Origin of the sequence: Chryseobacterium sp. PMSZPI (assembly GCF_002835665.1) — a bacterium.
Classification (GTDB): domain Bacteria; phylum Bacteroidota; class Bacteroidia; order Flavobacteriales; family Weeksellaceae; genus Chryseobacterium.
Map to the genome: position 1 here is coordinate 1 of NZ_PIZV01000011.1, position 22,835 is coordinate 22,835.

The following is a 22,835-nucleotide window of genomic DNA, read 5'->3' on the forward strand; positions in this document are numbered from 1 at the left end:
AAATAAACCGACAACTATCTTATAATTTATTAATAATTTTATCCTATTAATCTGTAACGCTTATTTAGGACTAGTCAAGTCTAATTACTTATTTTTTAGCTTTTACATTGATGGCGATCTCGATATCTTTGCTGATCATCCATTCTGCAGGATCTGCTTCTGAAGTACCGAATCTAATTCCCCAATCCGTTCTGTTTACTGTAAATTTAGCCTGAATATCAGCTGAATTATCTGTAACATCTACTTTAGCAGGGAAAGAAACATTCATTGTTTTTCCTAGCAATGTAAGGTTTCCGCTTACCGTTTTGTTAGCTCCTGCTACAGCGTCTTTTGGCGCGTCTTTCAAATCTGCTACGCTTGTAATTTTAAAGTCTGAAACCGGATTTTTCTCTACATCAAAGAAATCGGCACTTTTTAAGTGTGTTTCTAAATCTGCCGGTTTTTTATCTTTTTCCGTTACTGAAGCCGGATCTACTTTAATGGATGTCATATCAATATTGAAGTTTCCTGCTACCACTTGTCCTCCTTCAATGCTTAAATCACCTGATTTCACAGTAAGTGTTCCCCAACGAGGAGCAAATCCTCCTTTGTGGAATGCTTTCCAATTCACTACAGAAGTTGTAGTGTCTACAGCTAAAGTCTCTCCTTTACTTTCTGCCACAGTTTGTTCTGTTGCTACTTCTGTGTTTGATTTTTCTTTAGTATTACATGATGCCACCAGCAATCCTACTCCTACTAATGCAATTACGCTAATTTTTTTCATATTGAATTGTTTTAAAAAATTTTGTTGAAATCTTATTTGTTTTCGGGTACAAAAATAGAAAAACCTATTTCTATGTATCTTAACATACATCAAGAAATGAAAAACTCCGTCAAATTACCCATTATCTTTTAATTCAAAATAATATTAGCCTATACTATTTTTATTTTGAAAGTTTTTTTAGATCTCTATTTCTTCATATGTCTTAAAAATCTCCAGGCCTATTTTTTTAATTATTAAATGTAAGCTGATACTTTCTTCTATTTCAAATAACCATGTTTGAATCCATCCATTATCGGTAATTTCATAAAATTTAATAAAAAAAATAATAATTATCAAAAACAAATATTACTTTTGTATAAATTCATCAACAAAATAACCTAAAAACAACAAATAACATAAAAATAAACATCATTCACCGAAAACAATGTAAAAAATAAAATAAAATCTATCAATCTTAATAATATTTACTACTTCTGATTCAATTAAATAAAAATCCATTTCAACAAATCATTTAACCCCTTAACCCTCTTTATATTATGACATAAAAAACATTATTATTAAAAAACACTTTCAAATATGAACAAAACATTACTTTCGCACAAGAAAATCTACAGCTTACTGATTTTCTTATTTTTTCTTTTCTCTTGCTCCTTATCGTATGCCCAGTCTACTCCTACCTGTTCCGGTACATGGGGACCACCTATCGTTAATCAAACTTTTGGACAAGGTAATAATACAGACAATTGGTATGGCCCACTATCTTCCTACGCCCCCGGAGCCACTACCTCAACTATCTTCGTAGGAGCTGCCGGCCCAAATGGAAATTTAAATGATGGTTACTCCGGATTAGTAAAATCACCAAGCGTAGGAGGATTTGGCTTTATTAATTCAGCTGATCATACCGGCAACCCTAATGGATTAATGCTACTAATTAATGCTCCATCTACTGATGCTACCATTTTTTTTGAATATACAATGAATAATCTTTGTCCAAACACTTTTCTAAAGTTATCGGTTTGGATTTTAAATGTAAACAACTCCGGGACTCCAAGTGGTTGCGGAGCCAGTTATCAATATCCCAATATAACTCTAAGAGCAATCGATCCCGTTACAAATGCTATTCTGGGGACTACCGCTACAGGAAACGTTCCCGTAAATTCTACGTGGACACAGTATTCCATTACGTTCAATAACGGATCTAGTTCTTCAGCAAAACTTCAATTCATTAATAATTCAGTCGGATCCGGCTGCGGTAATGATCTGGCTATTGATGACATTACAGTACAGCCATGTATTCCGGCCACCATCCAAGCTCAACCAGGTGCCAGTACTACGTTATGCCCCAACAAAAATACTACTGTAGACTTTACGGCAACTCTTACGGGAAGCTCATACAATCCTGCCGAATACCAGTGGCAATACAGCAGTGACGGAGGTACAACGTGGGTAGATCAAGGAACACCAACTACTAACCCTAACTATACTTTCAATTCTAATGGAAAAGCACCGGGCAATCATTTAATCAGATTTAAAGTAGGACCTCAGGGCTCAGTCTTAAACTCACAATGTAATGCAGTAAGTCAAACAGCGACAGTTACCATTGGTAGTCTACCGGTAGTAACCGAAGCCACCATAAGATCATGCTATATCCAAACCAATCCATCCACAGCAACCTTTAATCTTACCACAGCCAATGTAACCACAGAACAAGGAACAACAAAAAGATATTTTCCGTCGCAAACCGATGCCTTCAATGGAACTAATGAAATTCCTAATCCTATAGCCTATACAGCTCCCAATGGAGCCGCCTATATAAGAGTAACCAACAATAATGGCTGTTTTTCTATTGCAAAAGTTACCTTACAGGTAATCCCACCTACAACTTCTTCGGTATTGGTTGATAAAATTATTTGTATTGAAGGCAGAACCAGTCTTGATGCAGGTCCCGGTTTTAATGCTTATACATGGAGCACCGGAGCTACCACCCAGCAAATAAACAATGTGACAACAGGAACATATTGGGTTGACTTAAGATCAGGTGATTGCACTACAAGACAGACCGTAAAGGTATACCCTTCTCCCAACCCTGTCATCCAATCTGTAGATATCACCAATAATACCGCGACAATTAATGTCACCGGAGGCACTCCTCCTTATCAATATGCTATGGATAAGACCGGTAATAATTGGCAGGATTCAAATATTTTTAAAAACCTTACAAGGGGGCAGCATACCTTCTACGTAAAAGATACATACAATTGTACTCCTGTTCCTGTAGAAGTAACTATCCCTAACTTAATCAATGTCATTACACCAAATGGAGATAGCAAAAACGATGTCATCGATTATTCTGCTTTAGCATATAAGAACAACCTTCTATTTGAAGTATATGATCGATATGGAAAAAAAGTATATGAAGCCGGTAAAATCAGAAACTTTACATGGGACGGAACCTCTTCCGGAAAAAAACTTCCTACAGCCACCTATTGGTATACCATCTCATGGACCGAAAATAACAAAAAAAACACTCCAATAAGATACAACGGCTGGGTACTTGTTAAGAATAGAGAATAATTACAATGCCTTACTTTATATTCAATAAATCCTTTGTTTTAAGCAGAGGATTTATTTTTTGATTTTAAATTTAATAACTTTGTGATTATACACAACGGTACTCGCTCCGTGTTGTCGGAATTCTACGTTGTGAATTGCTTTCAAAATTTAATAACTTTGTGATTACACACAACCTTGATCGCTTTGTCTATTAGTATCGGTATGTTGTGAATTGCTTTCAAAATTTAATAACTTTGTGATTACACACAACTTAATATAATAATCGACAAGACCTTTTTTAGTTGTGAATTGCTTTCAAAATTTAATAACTTTGTGATTACACACAACTTCCAAAAGAAGAACCTGTTTACAGTCTTGGTTGTGAATTGCTTTCAAAATTTAATAACTTTGTGATTACACACAACATATGGGAGTTTGCGCCAAAGACTTCAGGAGTTGTGAATTGCTTTCAAAATTTAATAACTTTGTGATTACACACAACAGAATGGATGTAGAACATCCAGATCCTGAAGTTGTGAATTGCTTTCAAAATTTAATAACTTTGTGATTACACACAACTATATCTTTAGTGGGGGACTCTTCAATCAGTTGTGAATTGCTTTCAAAATTTAATAACTTTGTGATTACACACAACTACGCACGGGAAGCGATAAATAACTCATATGTTGTGAATTGCTTTCAAAATTTAATAACTTTGTGATTACACACAACGCCCTTCGATGTGTTTGTTGGAACTGAGTAGTTGTGAATTGCTTTCAAAATTTAATAACTTTGTGATTACACACAACGTAATTTTTCCAGTCAACATTTTTGATCTTGTTGTGAATTGCTTTCAAAATTTAATAACTTTGTGATTACACACAACCCTTGGCGTTGGGAAACAATGTACTACCTCGTTGTGAATTGCTTTCAAAATTTAATAACTTTGTGATTACACACAACTCCTTCAGAATTGAATCGGTTGTCTTTTACGTTGTGAATTGCTTTCAAAATTTAATAACTTTCTGATTACACACAACTACTCGGCTTTCCGGGAATCGTAACAGAATGTTGTGAATTGCTTTCAAAATTTAATAACTTTGTGATTACACACAACTCTTCTTTCGATTTTTTTTGACCATCAACCGTTGTGAATTGCTTTCAAAATTTAATAACTTTGTGATTACACACAACTTGGGCGTTTGGTTAATGGAAATGTGTTAGGTTGTGAATTGCTTTCAAAATTTAATAACTTTGTGATTACACACAACCAGGCTTCAATTTGGGCTTTAACCTCAACAGTTGTGAATTGCTTTCAAAATTTAATAACTTTGTGATTACACACAACTCTGTAAGTTTTCATACCTATCTGTTTTCGGTTGTGAATTGCTTTCAAAATTTAATAACTTTGTGATTACACACAACCCCAATCATTCTGACCATTTGCTCCGAAGTGTTGTGAATTGCTTTCAAAATTTAATAACTTTGTGATTACACACAACGTCATTTGAGAATTTAACATCAAACGGGTTGTTGTGAATTGCTTTCAAAATTTAATAACTTTGTGATTACACACAACAACATCCTTCTTGATAACTCTTGGCAAGTTGTTGTGAATTGCTTTCAAAATTTAATAACTTTGTGATTACACACAACCCCAAAGTTTAATCCGTTGAATTTCAACGGATTTATTATTTATTTAGAATTCAAAATTTAGAATAATTCGAGCTGTTGGAAGGTTGGAGGAGGTTCTTCTTTATTTCTGGCAAAGAATATTTCAATATCTCCAAACTGCTTGTCAGTGATACACATAATAGCAACCTTTCCTGCTTTTGGAAGCATAAACTTCACTCTTTTAATATGGACCTCAGCATTTTCACGACTTGGACAATGCCTTACGTACATTGAAAACTGAAATAATGTAAAACCATCATCAAGCAAAGATTTACGAAAGCGGTTCGCATCTTTCATATTGGTTTTAGTTTCTGTTGGTAAATCGTATAATACTAAAACCCACATAATTCGGTAAGCATTAAACCTTTCGGCATTCATATCAATTCAGGATAAGAGATCAGGCGTTTTTCTCCTGTATAACATTTATACAGTGATGTAGCTGTTGTTTTTACCGCAACCAGCAATGGTCTGGTTTTATCATCTATTTTCACATCTTTAGTGGCAATCTGTAAAATGAAAGCTTTAAATTCCTTAGTTAATTCTTCCGTTTCTGAATTGAGCGCAAGCCATTGCATTACTAATAAATCAACAAAAGGGCGATAAGGTTCCATCAGGTCATCGGCCAAACAATAAGGATTATATTTATTCTTATGAAAAATTCCAAGAACCGGAAGCAATCCGGTCTCAACAATTGCTCTTGCAACAATACTTCTAAGAACTGAATACCCGAAATTGAAAAATTGATTAGGTGAATCTCCAAAACGCTGTCTTAGAAAATCCAGATTAATAAGATATTTCCAATAATGCTGTGCCGCAATACCTTCCATATTGGTGACATCACCACTCTTTACATTTTTTTGGTATTCGAGCATGGGTTCGTAGTAATTTCCCAACCGTCTAAGGACTTCTTTCTGGTTTTCAATTTTACATTCAACCGTTTGTTTCCACAATTGCTTTTTTAAAGGCTCACTGGCTTCCAGCTGATCTTTTACTCGATCAGAATGTTCAGTATGTCCAAACATGGGAAGCATAATCCCATAAGGAAGATGATGGGCATCACAGCTTATAACGACTACATTATTCCCCATCATTTTCTGAATTAACTGATGTGAAATAGTAATTTGGAAGTGATCCAACATCAATAATCCTAAATCTTCCACTGGAACTTTACCTTTCATTTCTTTGGTGGAAGGTTCCAAAATATACATTTGTTCATCTTTAAGTTTAAGATGAGCTGGATTGCCAATGTAGATTGAGCGGGTGATCATAATTATTATTCTCCAATTTTGGTAATTTCTCCTAAATGATTCAATCTTACTTTTATTGGATTAATTCCAACTAATGCACCAACGCTTTTAAATCTAAAATATCTTTTCGAATCTTTTGCTGTTGGGATATTTTTCAATTCCGTATTCTTTGTTTCCAAATGATGCCTGAAATAATAATCATTATTAGAAATACTCCAAACCAAATACAAATGTTTACTCAATAAAGATTTATCGTTATTTTTTATGGCTTCATCAAATCTCTCTTGAGATAATCCCAAAATAAACATTTCATTTTGCTGCATACTGAATTTTAAATTAAGTTTATCAGCAGGTAATTTATCCAAAAATAAAACCGGAAGTTCTTTATCTAATAACAGACTCCAAACATCTGCTGAATTTTTAATAACAGCAGGTAAATTATATTTCTTTCTTTCTACTGCATGCCAAAATGTACAACTGTGCTGAACCAGCTTACTATCTTTATCTTCATAAATGGCAATATGATGATTGTTCCCAGTTAAAACAAAACCAATATCTTTACCATTTTTATCCTTCTTAATTGTCTGTAAATTATTAGCATCAGGACGAGCAAACAAACGAACAGTTATAATCGGAATTTGTTTTTCTTTATTAAACCAAAGAATGTCCTTGAAAGCTTCTTTTTCTTTATTTCCAAATTGAGTAAGTCTTTCTTTTACCAAAAATTTCACTCTTTCATCAACAATATCATCAACCTGATTTGTTTTTAGATTTTGTAATTTATATTTCAGTACTGTTGCATCGTTGTAACAAGATGCCTTTTCCAAAATTTCATTTTTTTCTTCGTTAAAAAAAATTGGATTTTTCTTTACTGTTGATAAAGCCTTTTTAGAATTATTTTCACTTTCAGAAAGCCTTGTTTCAACAAGATTTCTAATTCTGGAATTGACAATTTTATCTGGGTTTTCAAACAAATATTTTAAAGGCTTATCTTTTTCAATCACTTTTATTTTCCCGTAAACAGATTGTTCGTGTAAAGCACCTCTTGGAACAATCACACCTGTTACTTTATTTTTACCTGTTGCTTTAAACTTAGTTATTGTTGCTACTTTTTTACCTGCTTTAAAAGAAATTAAAACTTTGTCAGCCTCTTTCATTACTTCCTGTGTAGTAAAAGGCTTCTGAGTCTTTAAATATTTTTCTAAAAGTGTAGTCTTTTCATTAAATTCTATTTTAGCTTCTTCCACTTCTTTAATCATCAAATCTTTTGTCTCGCTTGAATGTAAAGTATTTATTCGTTGAATAAAACCTTGCTTAGTACAGGCAATTACCAAAGCATCAATGGCATGATGACGATGATCATCTCTTTTAGTCCAGTTTTCTATTTCTTCCTTTTGATGTTTTCTTTTTCCATGTTCACTTGTCCATTCTTTGGTGACTGTTTGTCCTAATTCTTTGTATTTAGGCATTTGTAGATTCATCAAAACATCATCCCAACCCCATAAATTACGAAGCTTTGCAGTAACTCCGCCTTCTGTTGTGGTTACATTATTACATACTTTTTGTAAAATTTCTCTTGATTTACGAGAAATATATTGGGTATCTCTCAATTGCCTGTCGATAAAGTTTTCCCAAAGTTTTTTATCTGTTTCTGTTTCTTTTCCAAGTTTTTTCCTTTCAAGATATTCTTTGTGTGAAACTTTCAATCTTTGCATTTTGCTGTAAGAAATAATTCCTCTTTTGAACCAATCATCCACTCTTTCTGAATATATCCTAACTTCTTCTTCGCCTTTTGCAGTAATGTAATCATATGCAGTTTGATTTGTTTTTGTAGAGTTACATTTTCGATGTACAAGAACTTTGTTGGTCTGTGAGTCATCAAATAATAAAGCTTTAGGTACAATATGATCCACATCATAAGCATCACCATTTAAAGCTTCTGTTAAATTAAAGGTTTCCCCACAATAAATGCATTGATTATTAACGTGAGCGTCTTTCAGATTTTTACTAAGTGATGGAAATATGAATTTATATTTTTGAATATAGCGTTTGGTTACAGGCAGTCCTAATTCAGTCAGTCTTTTGCCTATTTCTTCATTCAGTTTTTTATTTCTGGAATTTTGTAAATCGGTATCATTTCGCTCATCTTTGCTTTGCTTAAGCTCCCGGGCAAGTTCAACTCTAATTTCAGATGGTTTTCCGTATTTCTCAAGAACTGCATTAACTACATTAATCATCTGATTCAGAATTTTCTCAACAATAGGCTGTCTCAAACTATTTTTAGGGAGAAGATCTAATCGTTCTAAAGTAATTTGCGATTCTCTTTCATCTTTTGTTAAAGAATTAGAGTGATTATAACCTGCCAAGCTGCAAGATTGAGAATAATTATAGCCTTCCATCAGAAAAGGAAGAATCTTCCTCATCGATTTATTTGATTTATTTCCGAATGCCTGCTTATTAAAATCAATACGAGATAACTTTCCTGCAATTTCTTCTTCAAAACCAAACCTTTTAATTAACGCATTTTTACATTCATCAAAATCTTTCAGAGAATAAATAGTATGCCACAATTGATACAACGGCTCTCTTTCCAATGATGCATCAAGTTCAAGACCAGCTCTTTCTTCAAGAATTTCACCTGTTTTCTTATCCACCAATGTAGCAGTATAATTTGCAGTAATGATAGAAACATCAAAATTCAACAACTCATTATCTCTTAAAATACTGTGAAGAGCTGCATATGTTTCATTTCCTTTAATGTCCTTCAGGGTTTGTTTATTAACATATACATCTTCTTTTTTTAATTCTAAGATTTCGATAAGCTTATTAAAGCTTAAACTTTCATTTTTAAATAAATAATCTGCTAAAATTTCTTTCTGTTTTAAATTTGGGACTTTTTCACCCCATTTATATTTGCTTCCTTCTGGATTTCTTATTTTTAAGTTAATTGTATTAACTACTTCCCAAATTCGGCAAAGCTGAAACAATGGGGATGTTTTAGGAGCAACTTTCGGCCCAACAAATACCACTTTATTTTTATTTTTTTCCTTATCATAAACCGTTTTCTCAAAGCCTTCAAGTTCACAGATGCTCACTAATCCTTTCTGAGATTTCAATTTCCTTTGAAAATAAATGATTTCATTTCTTAATTGGTGAATTACTTTATCTGTAAGAAAATCATTCTTATCTTTTTGAGCATTAATAATAGTATCAAACTCTTCTATATAAGCTTCTCTTGGATAAACCTCTTCTTTAACTCTAAAATACTGCTGATTATTTTTGTCTGAAAAAGCAGTAGAAAGCTCTTCATAAAAATATTGTCCAATGGTTTGCCTTCTATCTTTCAGTTGAGCATAACGCCCTTTTACTGCCTGAACATAATCGGTATCTTTTTTATCTGAATTAGCTTCACTTCTGGCAGACTTATAACCTCTTTTCTGATTCAGCATATATAGAATACGTCCTAATTGTTCTGCGGAAATATCCTCATTAGGATTAGCAGAGTCACTTCTTAACTTCCATAAATCAAGCATTGGAAGTTTCAACAACTCTTCTGATGGAAAAATATTGTATTTTTTCAGAATTTTCTTTAAATCACTTTTCCTTAATTGTTTTCTGTCATAACCTTTCCTTTGAGTACGGCTTAGTGTTCTATCTTGGTTTAAAGTAATAGACTTCCCTTCCAAAAATTGGCTGGAATGTTTTGAATCTAATGGAATTATTCTTGAACCCATTGCAATAATGCGAATAGGAATATTATTTTCATCAACTTCTATTAACGCCCAACCAATTGAATTGGTTCCTAAGTCTAACCCAAGTATCTTTTTCATTATAATTAATTAGTTTTTCCCAATACATAAAAATAATAAGAAAAAAAATATCCGAATTATGGATTTCCGTAAACTGAGTTAAAGATTTTATTCTATATTTGTTATATTAAATTTTGAAAGCATTTCACAATAAGGATTATTCCGCTGTGAAAACATTTAAGCCTCCTCGTCTTCCAATACGGGGATTTTTTTTGCCTTGCAGTTCCGAGTTTCTCATTCCAAAACCCTATTTTAGCTATCCGAAAACAGAACAATGACGACCGTAACATTTATACAGAAGCAGCTCGATATTTCTGAGAAGAGCATCAACAATACTTTACAATTATTAGCAGAAGACTGCACCATTCCATTTATTGCCCGTTACCGAAAGGACAAGACCGGAAACCTGGATGAGACACAGATTGAACAAATTTCTAAGATTAGCAAACAGTTTGAGGAGATTGTTAAAAGAAAAGAATCCATTTTAAAATCTATAGAAGAACAAAACTCTTTAACTCCTGAATTACAACAAAGAATCGAAGAAAGCTTTGATATCCAGGAGCTGGAAGATCTATATCTACCTTTTAAAAAGCGTAAGAAGACCAAAGCAGATGCCGCTAAGGAGAAAGGATTGGAACCTTTAGCCAAAATCATTATGAGCCAGAAGAATAATGATATTCAATTCCTTGCTTCCAAATACCTGAACGATGCAGTTACCACTGAAGAAGAAGCTCTTCAGGGAGCAAGAGATATCATGGCAGAATGGATCAATGAAAACATGTACGTTCGTAAGAATCTTCGCAGATTATTTCAACGTAAGGCTGTCATAACTTCTAAGGTCGTTAAAACCAAAAAAGATGAAGAAGATGCCCAAAAGTTCTCTCAATACTTCGAATGGGAAGAGAATCTGAACAGGACTCCGTCTCACAGACTTTTGGCAATGTTGAGAGCAGAAGCAGAAGGTTTTGTGAAGACCAATGTCGGAATTGATAAAGAAGAAGCTATTGATTTTATTGAAAAGGCGATCATCAAATCCAACAATGAAAGCTCAGAACAAATTGCTTTAGCTATAAAAGACAGTTATAAAAGACTTTTAGAACCCGCTATTTCTAATGAAGCTCTACAGGAGGCTAAAGAAAAAGCAGATCAAAAAGCAATTGAAATATTTTCAGAAAATCTTACTCAGCTACTTCTGGCACCCCCATTAGGCGAAAAAAGAATTTTAGCGATTGATCCGGGATACCGAAGCGGATGTAAAATCGTATGTTTGGATGAAAAGGGAGATCTTCTGCATAATGAAACCATCTACCCTCATGCTCCCCAAAATGAGACAGGAATGGCTATGAAAAAAATCCGTTCTATGGTTAACGCATACAGCATTGAAGCCATCTCCATTGGAAATGGAACTGCAAGTCGCGAAACGGAGTTCTTCATCAAAAAAATTGCTTTTGATAAACCTTTACAAGTTTTTGTAGTTTCTGAAGCCGGAGCCTCTGTATATTCTGCCAGTAAAATTGCAAGAGATGAGTTTCCAACGTATGATGTAACGGTGCGTGGAGCGGTTTCCATCGGAAGAAGACTTTCTGATCCGTTGGCTGAACTGGTGAAAATTGATCCAAAATCTATTGGTGTTGGCCAATATCAACATGATGTAGACCAGACTCAGTTGAAAAATGAATTAGATTCTACAGTGATGAAGTGTGTAAATTCTGTAGGAATCAATTTGAATACAGCCAGTAAATCTTTATTAAGCTATGTTTCCGGAATTGGTGAGAAAATGGCTGAAAACATTGTAAATTATCGCGCAGAAAACGGAGCTTTTGAAGACAGGAAACAACTAAAAAAAGTACCCAGGCTTGGTGAAAAAGCCTTCCAACAAGCGGCAGCTTTTGTAAGGATTTCAAATGCTAAAAACCCTCTGGATAACTCTGCCGTACATCCTGAAGCCTATGGAATTGTAGAAAAAATGGCTAAAGATCTGGGAATTAAAACCAATGAACTGATTGCCAATAAAGAAAAAATTACCTTAATAAAACCCGAAAATTACACTACGGAAGAAATTGGAATTTTAGGGATTAAAGATATTTTAAAAGAACTGGAAAAACCGGGATTAGACCCTAGAAAAGCGGCAAAAGTATTCGAGTTTGATCCTGGTGTAAAAAGCATCAAGGACTTAAAAACCGGAATGATTCTTCCCGGAATTGTCAACAATATTACTGCCTTTGGTTGTTTCGTAGATTTAGGTATTAAAGAAAGTGGACTAGTACATATTTCCCAACTTAAAGACGGCTTCGTATCTGATGTAAACGAAGTTGTAAAGCTTCATCAACATGTCCGAGTGAAAGTAACTGAAGTAGATGAGGCAAGAAAAAGAGTACAATTAAGCATGATTTTATAAGTATATCAGCTATATATATAATTTTATACAACTCTCATTCCGACAAAGGAGGAAATCTCATTTTTAACCATTAAGATCTTTTGAGGTTTTAAGAATATTAAGCTAAGCTATGCTTTAAGGCATTTTTGCTGATAAAAAATCTTTGATTTTTTCCTTAATCGAACTTAACATCTAAACGTACCTTAATGGTTTAATAATTATCTGATAAAGTAAAAACATATTTTTCATCAATTAAACAGAAAACACCTTGAGTTATAAAAATTTAATTTTCGATCTGGATGGAACCTTATGGGATCCACGATTGACAATCATTAAAATATGGAATGATGTTCTACAAAGGCATCAATTAATTGAAAAAGAGCTCAAACCTGAAGACATGAATCAATATATGGGATTACTGGCTAAAGACATTGTACCCAATATTGTACCCGGCATAAGCAGTCAGCGGGTTCAGGATATTCTTTCTGAAATTGTAGCTCAGGAAAATAAAGTATTACGGGTTCAGGGTGGAATTTTATATGATCATGTTGAAGAAACTTTGAAAAGCCTGGTCAACACTCATCAGCTTTTTATTGTAAGCAACTGCCAGAACGGCTATATTGAGTCATTCCTAGAATATTACCAATTCAATGCTCTTTTTATAGATTTCGAATCTCATGGCCGGACAGGTAAAACGAAATCTGAAAACATTCAACTTATCATGAAAAGAAATCATTTATCTGTTGAAGATTCTGTATATATTGGAGATACACAGACAGATTATGATTCTGCCACATCCAATGGATTACCTTTTATTTTTTGTACATATGGCTTTGGAAAATTAGAAATTCAGAAGCAAATTCCAACCATTTCAAAGTTTTCAGATCTAAAATTGAATATTTAATAATCATACACAAAAGGCTGTCCTTTCAGACAGCCTTTTAAATAATATCCTAATTTGAAAGCTGTGGTAATTCTACAGCTAACCATTATTTATTTATAATCTTTCGAACTTCTTTTTGGCTCTTTTACTTCCGGCCATTTTATAGTTTCTCCTTTTTCATCTTGTGGCATTACTCTTTTTTCTCTGTCAGCGAATTGAGGATCTTCAGATGCCATATATGCTAATGCAGCTGTTAAAACCACATTATTTTTAACCTCATCAAAAACGATTTTATCATAAGTATCTTTCGTAGTATGCCAGGTATATCCAAAATACCCCCAGTTTAAGGAACCTAAAGAAATTCCCGGTACCCCTGCAGCTACAAATGATGCATGATCAGAACCTCCACCTCCGGGCATTCCCGGAAAATCGGTTTTAATATGACTTCTTACTGCTTTTGGAACTCCCTCAAGCCATCTTCCTACATAGTCATAAGCTTTCACAAACCCCTGGCCACTGATATTCACAACACGTCCTGTACCATTATCCTGATTGAAAGCAGCCTGCACTCCTTTAATAATTTGAGGATTATCTGCCACAAAACCTCTGGACCCGTTTAATCCCTGCTCCTCGCTTCCCCAAAGTCCTATAACAATGGTCCTCTTATTATTAGGATAATATTTTTTCAGGATCCTCATTGTTTCAAGCATCGTAAGTGTACCTGTTCCGTTATCTGTAGCACCTTGTGCTCCATCCCAGGAATCAAAGTGAGCAGAAAGAACAACATATTCATCCGGCTTCTCCTTTCCTTTAATCATTCCGATGGTATTAAAGCTTTTAGCTTCGGGAAGTATTTTAGATTGGGCATCTATTTTAATTTTAGGCCGGGCTCCTTTTTCAGCCATTCTGTAAAGCATTCCATAGTCTTCCACATCAATATCAATCATTGGAATTTTAGATGTTTTTGCTCCGAAAATTCTGTTCGCTCCCATAATTCCTGTCCAGTTTGAAATAGCAATTCCTACCGCACCCGCTTTTTCCAAAGCTTCAGGAAGTGTATTATTATCATACCCGATATTCTTTACATACGCCGTAAAATCTTTAGCAGCTTGTTCTTTCTCAGCCTTCAGTTTTTCATACAATTCAGGAGTTGCAAATTCTTTAATCTGCTCATCGGAACGACCAATTTTCTGATATTGTGCCATCAACACGATTTTTCCTTTTGCAGAGGGAAGCCATGCATCAAACTCTGCTTTAGAAGATACTTTTGGAAGAATAACAACTTCTGCTTCTACTGCTTTTTTAGTCGCCGGGCTCCAAGCCAACTGGGTTGCCGATAGAGATTTTGTACGTGGGTACACCATATCAACATGAGTTGTACCTCTTTGCCATCCTTTCCATGTTCCAAATTGCTGAAGATTGGCATCTATTCCCCATGAACGCAGTTTTCCTGCACTCCATTCGTTGGCAGCGAGCATTTCAGGGGTCCCTACGAGACGAGGCCCTATGCCGTCCAACAACTCATACGCCATATTTTCAAGCTGAGAATTATTGTTTACCTCTTCTACAAAACTTTTTACGACAGGATCAAGTTTTTCTTTCGGATCTACCTTCACTTGAGCCCATGAAAACTGGGCAGCCAACACTACAGCCGGTACTGCAAAAATTCTATTTATCTTCATAGTCATATTGATTGGTTTAAAGATAAAGGAAATTAAGGAGATGGTAAAAGAATAAACGTAAAAAAGTCTTTAAACACTGGTATTTTAAGACTTTTTATTCAAAAAATTAAATACTTTCACAAATACTTTAAGTCATTAGTATTAAATGCTAAGAAAATTATTTTCTATCCCAATCTGAAATCCGGTTAATTTTTATTGATAAAATCCTGTTCTTCTCCTGAAAGAAGGATTGCGTTATTTCGACTCTCCTTGACGGGAAGGTTATCCCAAATATTTTTACTGAAGTCCATTTTGGGAGAGAGTCCTTTTTCATCTGACTTTTTAAAAGAATTATAAATGAGTTCTCTGCTGATTTTCCGTTCATGCTTCACTCCTTTATAATAAGCGATGTATTTATTCCCTTCAAGCTTGCTCAATGCAGGAACATATACTCCATCATTTTTATAAAAATCAAAAACAAGTACTGCGTTTCCAAGTTGATAATCATACTCTTCACCTTCTGCCGTTTTTCTTTTTATAACAGGATATTGATCTTGTAAATAATGGATTTCAAAATAAGTAATCACTTTATCCGTCTTGTTAAATCTACATTCTCCTTCCATTTCAATTCCTGCTCCTGATTTAATTTTAAAAGTAATAAGTTGCTCATCTCCTTCTTCAAAAAAAATCCATCCCGAGTATTTTGATTCTTTATTTTTCAGATGATACAAGACTCTGTTTAATTCAAAACTAAAAAAATAATTCCCCATATATTCATGAGAAAAATCTTTCGTTCCTGCTGTGAAAACACTGTCAGATTTTACATTTTTCATGTATTTTACGTTATTCAACTGCATCTGGAGAATTTTATCATAATCTTTAAAAAAGCCATCCTTAAAGTTATAATGGTTAGTCTTACTCCAAAGTTTGGTTTCCGCAACTACCAAAAAATAAAGCTTGTTGTTATCACTTCTCTTTTCTTTGTAAGTAACATTATATAAGGAGGGTTCTGCATAATATCTCTTTTTATAATTTTTACTGACATCTTCAAAAACCTTTTTGATATCTACCTTGATGAGCTTCACTTCATCAATATTTTTATAAATCCTTTTCAACTTTACCTGGGAATGAACTCCCTGGAATTTCATGCTTTGAAAGCCGGATGCTGAAATTTCAAAATTTGCAGAACTTTGATCTAAAGGAGCAAAACCATCTTCATTGGTATAGACAATCTGATCCTGGGAAAGAATCCTGGCATTGGAAATCGGCTTTCCGCTCTCTGAATCTAACACTCTGAGTTTTTGCGCCGAAAGAAACCCAAAGCATAAAACCAATAAAAAATAATAGTGTTTCATTTTGATTGTACCAAAGTCTTTCTAAAAGTACAAATTATATCCACTCTTCTCACCTCAGCGTGTAAAATAATTCTATTAAAGCTGTTTAAACTTTATAAACCACAGAAGCTTTCATTTTAAAACACTTTAGTTCACTTAAGTAAGTTTGTTTAAAACGATCCCATAGAAAAGTCCACATAAGATGAAAATCAAAGATTTTCACAAAGCTTAGGTGTCCTTATTATGCATAAAGCCTGGTTCTAAAAAAACTTAAGTGGTTAAAAATAATCAATATAAGAGTTTTTAAACTTCATTGAATAAAAAAAGCAATTGTAAACCGAACACTCCTGTTTTGTTTGTTGCTTTTATCATAACAAATCTCGTGTCCGGAATATGAAAACAAGAGTAAAATGTAAAGAATAGGGAACCTTACTATTGATTGGGATTCTGCCTGAAAAATGCAGACATAAAAAAACCGGCTTCAAAAGCCGGCTAAAGGTGAATTATTTTTTAGCTTCTTCTACAGAAACTTTTCTGAATTCCTTGAACAATTTGCTTAGTTCTAAAGCTGCTTTACGAGCTCTTGTACCAGCTGCTTTGTTACCTTTTTCCGCTTGTTGGTTTGCCTCAGTTGTGAACGCTTCGAATTCTGCGTTGATTTTTTCAATTAGTTCTTTCATTTATTTAAAAATTTAGGCTGCAAATATAGGTTTTATGGTGATTCCAGCCTAATTGTGCCGAAAAAAAATATGATAATTGATGAAATTTATTTTTCCGGTGTTAAATTCAATTTAATTTTTAAAATAAAATTGAAAAATTAGAGGATTTTCGTTATTCTTAATGGTTCAAAAAATACTGAGCCTTTTTACCGATATTCTCCAATAACACAAAACTTTCAGAAGTCATTCTTTCTGTAAAAACAATTCGAAAATGACGACTATACTGATCGGTAAGAGAGAACGTATACCCGGGGGTAAACGAAATATAATGGGACTCACAATATGTATAAAACTTTTTCATATCCATATTTTCCGGCATTTGCCCCCAGATGCTGTATCCTCCTTGCGGCTTATGAAAATAACAACCTTCAGGAAAAGACCTTCTTAAGGTATCCAAGACCTGATTGGCCTGATGATTTAAATCTTTCCGAAATGAACGCAAATGCTTTTCATAACGACTTCCCTCTAATATTTTAAGAATCAACTCCTGATAAATAGGAGATACAGATCTTCCCAGGATAAACTTTGCCCTTTCTGCTTTCGAATAAAACTTACCTGTATATAACCAGCCCAGACGTATACCGGGCGCCAATGTTTTTGAAAACGAAGAATATGTCATTACCCATCCTTTCTCATCAAAACTTTTGATGCAACTTGGTCTTTTATCTCCAAAATAAAGATCAGAATACATATCATTTTCAATAATATAAACTTCATGGTCTTCTGCAATTCTCAACACGTCTTTTTTCGTATCATCACTCATTATATTCCCTGTAGGATTATGGAAGTTAGGAGTCACAACAAGAGCACGGATATCATTTTCAATACAGACTTTGCAAAAATATTCCGTATCAAAACCTGATTGATAGTGTACCGGAATCTCAATCACCTTAAGCTCCAAATTGGCAATAACTTCCAGCACTGAAAACACACACGGACTGTCAACAGCCACAATATCCCCTGCTTTCGTTACGGATCTTAATGCTATTGTTAAAGCCTGTAATGCGCCATCAGTAATAATCAATTCATCAGGATTGAATACACATCCGTATTTCCTCATTCTTTTGGCAATAAGCTCCCTTAAGGCTTCCAATCCATGAGAAGGATAATATCGAAGAAGTGAAACTCCTTTTTCCCGAATAACTTCCTGCATGGTTCTGAGAATAAGTTTTTGCGGGATTAGCAAATCTCCCGGCACCGCATTATTGAATGCACTAAATTCTGAAGTTCTTTTGGAAGTCAACATCATATTTTTCATAAACACCTCATCCCGAACTACCGGAGGAAGAATTGTTCTGGCCTGCGAAATCTTCTTTTCCTCCCTTTCCGCCACAAAATAACCTGAACGCGGTAAGCTATTCACCCAACCTTTGATCATAAGATATTCGAAACCACTTTGAACAGAACTTGTGCTCAGATTGTATTTTTTCTTAATTTCCCGAGCAGATGGTAATTTATCTTTAGGCTGTAAAATTCCGTTACGAATCTGCTCTTCAATGACAGATGTAAAAACTTCGTATTTATATGGCTTCATAACTTCACAAGACTGTACTGAACAAATTTACAAAATAAACATCTGTACTGATAAAATTTTAATAAGCTGTATCCTTTATAAATCAATTAATCTTATAATTTTGAATAAAAAATTCATGAACATCATTTCAAAATTTACAGTAGGTTCTGAAGAGGGAATTTCTGATCTTATAGCCATTATCGATTCTTCGGTAAATGCATTACATAAAGACTTTATTGCGGAAGAAGACATCAAAAAATACCAAAACGAAATTGACCCCAGGAAAATGATCAATGATCTGAATGATCTTTCCAATCAACTTATTATGACCTATGCAGATCAACAGCCTGTGGGATATAGTATCATAAAAAGCGGTTCCGGATATCCCGGAATACCCGATGGAATCAGAGCTACAGAAATCAGTTTTGTCATCCTTCCTAAGTTTGATTCTCCGGAAACAAGACAATCTCTTTGGAAAAAATGCAGATCTGCTGTGAGCTTCACCGATGTCATATGGATCAATATGTTGGTCCATGATCCACTTATAGAGTTTTTAAAAGAGTCCGGTTTTACACCAATTTCTGATTCACAAGCAGAACCTTTCCTACTTCCGTCTCAAATCTTAAAAATGGACATTCAGAAGAATTAACAAGGACATAAGACATAAAGTTATATAAAATTCATGATCGTAAATCTAAGAAACAAAGGATTTCCTTATCTTTGATTTTTATAACTTCTATATCATGAGTGAACAGCTGGAGACCATAAAAGATTATTATAAACGTACCCGCAAAAATCTTCTCGCAATATCCGATACAGACTTTGAAGCAGGAAAGTCTCATTTCAATATTATTCCGAGAAAGTATTGTAGCTTTAAAAGCCCTTATAATCGACGTGATTATTATAAAATATGCTTTATTATAGGGAAAGGAACAGCACACTACGGAACTCATGAAATGTATATTGATCGCCCTGCGCTCTTCTTCCCATCCCCAAGTATTCCTTACACATGGGAATGTGAAGATAATTTTCAGGAAGGATATTCCTGTCTGTTTAACCAGGAATTTTTTAATGGAAATTCAGAGTTTAATTTATTTAAAAAGACGTCATTATTTAAAGAATGGAGTAAACCTTTTATATTTTTGAATGAGGAACAGATACACTTGGTCAATATGTATTTTGAACAAATGTACAAACTGAGTCATTCTGCTTATCCTTTCCGTTGCAATGGTATTAAGAGTAACCTGGCTTCTCTTTTACACCTTGCTCTGGAAAACCGAGTAGAAGATGTGAGCCTTAACGAACTTCCTGCCAATGTCCGTTTATACAAACTATTTGATGAGCTTCTCAACAAACAATTTCCATTGGATTCACCGGCATATCCTTTGGCCTTAAGAACTCCTGCTGATTTCGCCAGTCATTTAAATGTACATGTCAATCACCTGAATTCATCTGTAAAATCAGTCACTAACCTTACTACCACCCAGATCATTAAGGAGAAAATGTTTGAGGAATCTAAAAATTTGCTAAAATACACCAATTGGGATATTGCTCAAATTGGATATACTTTAGGCTTTGAACAGCCTTCTCATTTTAATAATTTCTTTAAAAAGCATGCTCAGACTTCCCCATTAAAATATAAGAACGCTATTTAAATATTTGAATTTTGTAATTTTTACTTTGTCTTTTAAAACTGTTTTCTACGCTTCTTATCCTAATTTTGCATTGTAAAAAAAGATGACTATGTTGAGAGCAGCGTCTGAAAAACGTATCAGATTAATAACCATTATGGCATTTGTGTCTATTCCACTTTCCGGATTTGTCACAGATATTTATTTACCGTCATTTCCATCTATGGCAAGGGAAATGTCTGTTTCCGAAAAAGATATTCAGATTACATTGACTACCTATCTGTTGAGTTATGGAATCTCCCAATTGTTCGTAGGAGGAATTTTGGATAGTATCGGACGTTATCGTCCCAAATTACTGGCCTTATTCCTTTTGATGATCAGTAGTATTTTGATTACAATGACCAATAGCATTCTACTGATTTGTCTGCTTCGTATTCTCCAGGGAATTGCCGTTTCCGTACTTGTAGTAGCGACCCGTGCCATTTTTGTAGACATTTATGACTCGGAAAGGGTAAAACATTATTTGAGTTATTTTACCATTGTATGGTCCTGCGGACCTATTCTGGCTCCTTTTCTGGGTGGCTATCTTGAAAAATTGTTTAACTGGCATGCTAACTTTTATTTTCTGGCTTTTTATGCAGGATTTTTATTTCTTTTTGAATGGTTTTTCAGTGAGGAAAGTCTTCCTGAAAAAAAGAAGCTTGATCTTTCAGAAAATATCAGCCTCTACAAAATGATGTTAAAAAACAGGATCTTCATGCTGGGAATCTTCATTCTGGGGTTAAGCTATTCTATCGTTATGGTATTCAATATTACAGGGCCGTTTATTATTGAAAATACATTTCACTTTACTCCTGTGGTCATCGGATACTGTACTTTGATCTTAGGTTTTTCATGGATGATTGGAGGTTTTATAGGAAAACGCAGACTTAGCCTTGATTTTAAGCCTCGTATTTTACTGCCAATTCTCCTGCAACTGATTCTGATTGCAACTTTAATCACAACCAGTTTCTTTGTAGAAAGCCTTTTCATCATGATTCCATTTGCTTTTTTTATTCATATTTGTTCAGGGATCTTATTTACCTCATTTTTCACGACAAGTATGTTATATTTCCCTAAAAATGCAGGGACGGCTGGCGGACTAATGGGTGGACTGGTATATGTTATCACTTCTGTTACGAGTTTTATTATTTCAGTAACCGGAACAGTAACCGAGCAAAAAGACCTGGCCTGGCGGTATCTGATTATTGCCTTTATACTATTCGGAATCATTTTAATTATGCATCAAGCCGTAAAGAAAGAAAAAGCAGGGAATTAATCTCTGCTTTTTTATATAATACCACACTCCTTCATTCTCTATTCCATTATACTTAATTTTTCTTTGCTTCACAGATTTATTACACAATGATACTTTCAGACTATATTTGACTCCTTTCAAATAAGCTTCTATCATAAAATCAATAATAATTTAGCATCAATGATTGATTGCTAAATGATAACTGTAAAATAAGCTTGTATTTAATGGCTTCGAAGTATTTAAATTATCCCAATTCAGAGAGTTATATCTAAAACCTTCGTCTTATTAGCCCATAATAATCCTACTAAAAAAGCAACTGATTTTTACAATTATTCGTAATCAATTATCACAATTGAATGATTGAATAATTATAAAATACATGTAATGAAACTATTGATTAGGCTTATTATCATATTATCAGGAATACATTGTTTACAAGCCCAAACTGCTCTCAGCTTTTCTGAAGCCAGAGAAATAATGATGAACAAAAATATCCAGGTAAAAATAAATGATAAAAAAATAGAAACTTCCCATTATAAGATCAAGGTCACCGAAGGGCTGATGTATCCACAAATTAAGGCTTTCGGAACAGCCACCTATATGGATAAAGATTCCAAAATATTTCTGAATGACAAAAGAGACGGGCTAGCCACACTATTAAACCTTTCTTCACCTTCTGTATTAGGAAATTGGGATTTTACCCTTCAAAAAAGAGATATGGAGTTTGGGGGGCTATCAATGAGCTGGCCAATATATACGGGAGGTAAAATAAAATCTGCCATTCATATTGCAAAACTCAATGAAGAGGTAGCCAAGGTAGATAAAAGCAGTTCTGAACAAAACTTAATTTCGGAATTGGCAGAACGGTATTTTAATACTAAACTGGCAGAAGAAGCCGTAGGCGTAAAAGAGGATGTTCTCAATGTAATGAATGTCCATTTAACCAATTCTTTAAAGCTGGAACGAAATGGCATTATTGCCGGAGTGGAAGTATTACAGGCTAAAGTTGCCGTTGCAGAGGCAGAAAGACAATTACTTGCTTCTAAAAAAGATTTACAACTTGCAAGAACGGCTCTATCAGCAACATTGGAACAAGAAGGTGAATTTTCTCTGACCTCTCCTTTCTTTTTGAAAGAAAACATAGATTCTCTGAAAGGTTATAAAGAGAAAGCCGTCGCTAATTATATGCAAATACAAAAACTGAAACTTTTTGAAAAAATAGCAGAAGAAAGCATCAATGCGGAAAAGGCTAATTATCTCCCTAATGTACTCATAACCGGTCAAAAAATCATTGCTTCTCATAATTACCCTTTGATAAAAAATCCTTTAACTGTAGGCATTGCTGTAACCTATGATATTTTTGACGGATTTGCA

The 22,835-nt window shown here is 34.1% G+C and carries 15 protein-coding genes and 1 CRISPR repeat array; of the genes, 7 read left to right on the plus strand and 8 right to left on the minus strand.

All coding sequences use genetic code 11. The annotated features are described in order from the left end of the window. Positions 1-88: 88 nt before the first annotated feature. The gene (locus tag CW752_RS02880) at positions 89-763 is read right to left on the minus strand and encodes a YceI family protein (protein ID WP_101238293.1); all 675 of its coding nucleotides are present in this window, start codon (positions 761-763) and stop codon (positions 89-91) included. Between the two features lie 576 nt (positions 764-1,339). Here CW752_RS02880 and CW752_RS02885 point away from each other — a divergent pair. Then, positions 1,340-3,337 (plus strand): T9SS type B sorting domain-containing protein, encoded by a 1,998-nt coding sequence (locus CW752_RS02885; RefSeq protein ID WP_101238294.1) that lies wholly within the window; start codon positions 1,340-1,342, stop codon positions 3,335-3,337. Positions 3,338-3,463: 126 nt separating this feature from the next. Further along, positions 3,464-4,972: direct repeats of the CRISPR family, unit length 47 nt; unit sequence GTTGTGAATTGCTTTCAAAATTTAATAACTTTGTGATTACACACAAC. A 57-nt stretch (positions 4,973-5,029) separates the two neighbouring features. Here CW752_RS02885 and cas2 read toward each other — a convergent pair. From cas2 to cas9, 3 genes are read right to left on the minus strand one after another with little or no spacing between them, the layout of a single operon-like run. Beyond that, positions 5,030-5,368 (minus strand): CRISPR-associated endonuclease Cas2, encoded by a 339-nt coding sequence (gene cas2 / locus CW752_RS02890; protein WP_101238295.1) that lies wholly within the window; start codon positions 5,366-5,368, stop codon positions 5,030-5,032. Then, entirely contained in the window at positions 5,365-6,258 is an 894-nt protein-coding gene (gene cas1 / locus CW752_RS02895; protein ID WP_101238296.1) for a type II CRISPR-associated endonuclease Cas1, read from the minus strand. The genes cas2 and cas1 overlap by 4 nt, the downstream gene beginning before the upstream one ends. 5 nt (positions 6,259-6,263) lie before the next feature. Continuing rightward, positions 6,264-10,067, minus strand: coding sequence for a type II CRISPR RNA-guided endonuclease Cas9 (gene cas9 / locus CW752_RS02900; RefSeq protein WP_101238297.1), 3,804 nt, complete (start codon positions 10,065-10,067; stop codon positions 6,264-6,266). Positions 10,068-10,320: 253 nt separating this feature from the next. Here cas9 and CW752_RS02905 point away from each other — a divergent pair, with 253 nt between their 5' ends. Both CW752_RS02905 and CW752_RS02910 read left to right on the plus strand, forming a co-directional pair. Continuing rightward, a complete protein-coding gene (locus tag CW752_RS02905) occupies positions 10,321-12,444 on the plus strand; it encodes a Tex family protein (RefSeq protein WP_101238298.1) in 2,124 nt (707 codons plus the stop codon). A 247-nt stretch (positions 12,445-12,691) separates the two neighbouring features. Further along, complete coding sequence (locus tag CW752_RS02910; RefSeq protein ID WP_101238299.1) at positions 12,692-13,327, plus strand: HAD family hydrolase; 636 nt, start codon at positions 12,692-12,694, stop codon at positions 13,325-13,327. Positions 13,328-13,416: 89 nt separating this feature from the next. Here CW752_RS02910 and CW752_RS02915 read toward each other — a convergent pair whose 3' ends face one another. The 4 genes from CW752_RS02915 to CW752_RS02930 all read right to left on the minus strand — a co-directional run bounded on the left by CW752_RS02915 (position 13,417) and on the right by CW752_RS02930 (position 18,554). After that, positions 13,417-14,988 carry a M20/M25/M40 family metallo-hydrolase gene (locus tag CW752_RS02915; RefSeq protein ID WP_101238300.1) on the minus strand — a complete coding sequence of 524 codons (1,572 nt, stop codon included), beginning with the start codon at positions 14,986-14,988 and terminating at the stop codon, positions 13,417-13,419. A 185-nt stretch (positions 14,989-15,173) separates the two neighbouring features. Continuing rightward, complete coding sequence (locus CW752_RS02920) at positions 15,174-16,259, minus strand: hypothetical protein (protein ID WP_133121639.1); 1,086 nt, start codon at positions 16,257-16,259, stop codon at positions 15,174-15,176. Between the two features lie 545 nt (positions 16,260-16,804). Beyond that, entirely contained in the window at positions 16,805-16,981 is a 177-nt protein-coding gene (locus tag CW752_RS02925; RefSeq protein ID WP_002978882.1) for a histone H1, read from the minus strand. Between the two features lie 157 nt (positions 16,982-17,138). Next, positions 17,139-18,554 (minus strand): PLP-dependent aminotransferase family protein, encoded by a 1,416-nt coding sequence (locus CW752_RS02930; RefSeq protein ID WP_101238302.1) that lies wholly within the window; start codon positions 18,552-18,554, stop codon positions 17,139-17,141. Positions 18,555-18,669: 115 nt separating this feature from the next. Between CW752_RS02930 and CW752_RS02935 the strand changes: the two genes are divergently transcribed. The 4 genes from CW752_RS02935 to CW752_RS02950 all read left to right on the plus strand — a co-directional run. Next, entirely contained in the window at positions 18,670-19,182 is a 513-nt protein-coding gene (locus tag CW752_RS02935) for a hypothetical protein (RefSeq protein ID WP_133121640.1), read from the plus strand. A 94-nt stretch (positions 19,183-19,276) separates the two neighbouring features. Then, positions 19,277-20,188 (plus strand): helix-turn-helix domain-containing protein, encoded by a 912-nt coding sequence (locus tag CW752_RS02940; RefSeq protein ID WP_101238304.1) that lies wholly within the window; start codon positions 19,277-19,279, stop codon positions 20,186-20,188. An 88-nt stretch (positions 20,189-20,276) separates the two neighbouring features. Continuing rightward, positions 20,277-21,482, plus strand: a complete 1,206-nt coding sequence (locus CW752_RS02945; RefSeq protein ID WP_228401593.1) for an MFS transporter — start codon at positions 20,277-20,279, stop codon at positions 21,480-21,482. A 363-nt stretch (positions 21,483-21,845) separates the two neighbouring features. Continuing rightward, a partial coding sequence (locus CW752_RS02950; RefSeq protein WP_133121641.1) for a TolC family protein occupies positions 21,846-22,835 on the plus strand: 990 nt, incomplete at its 3' end.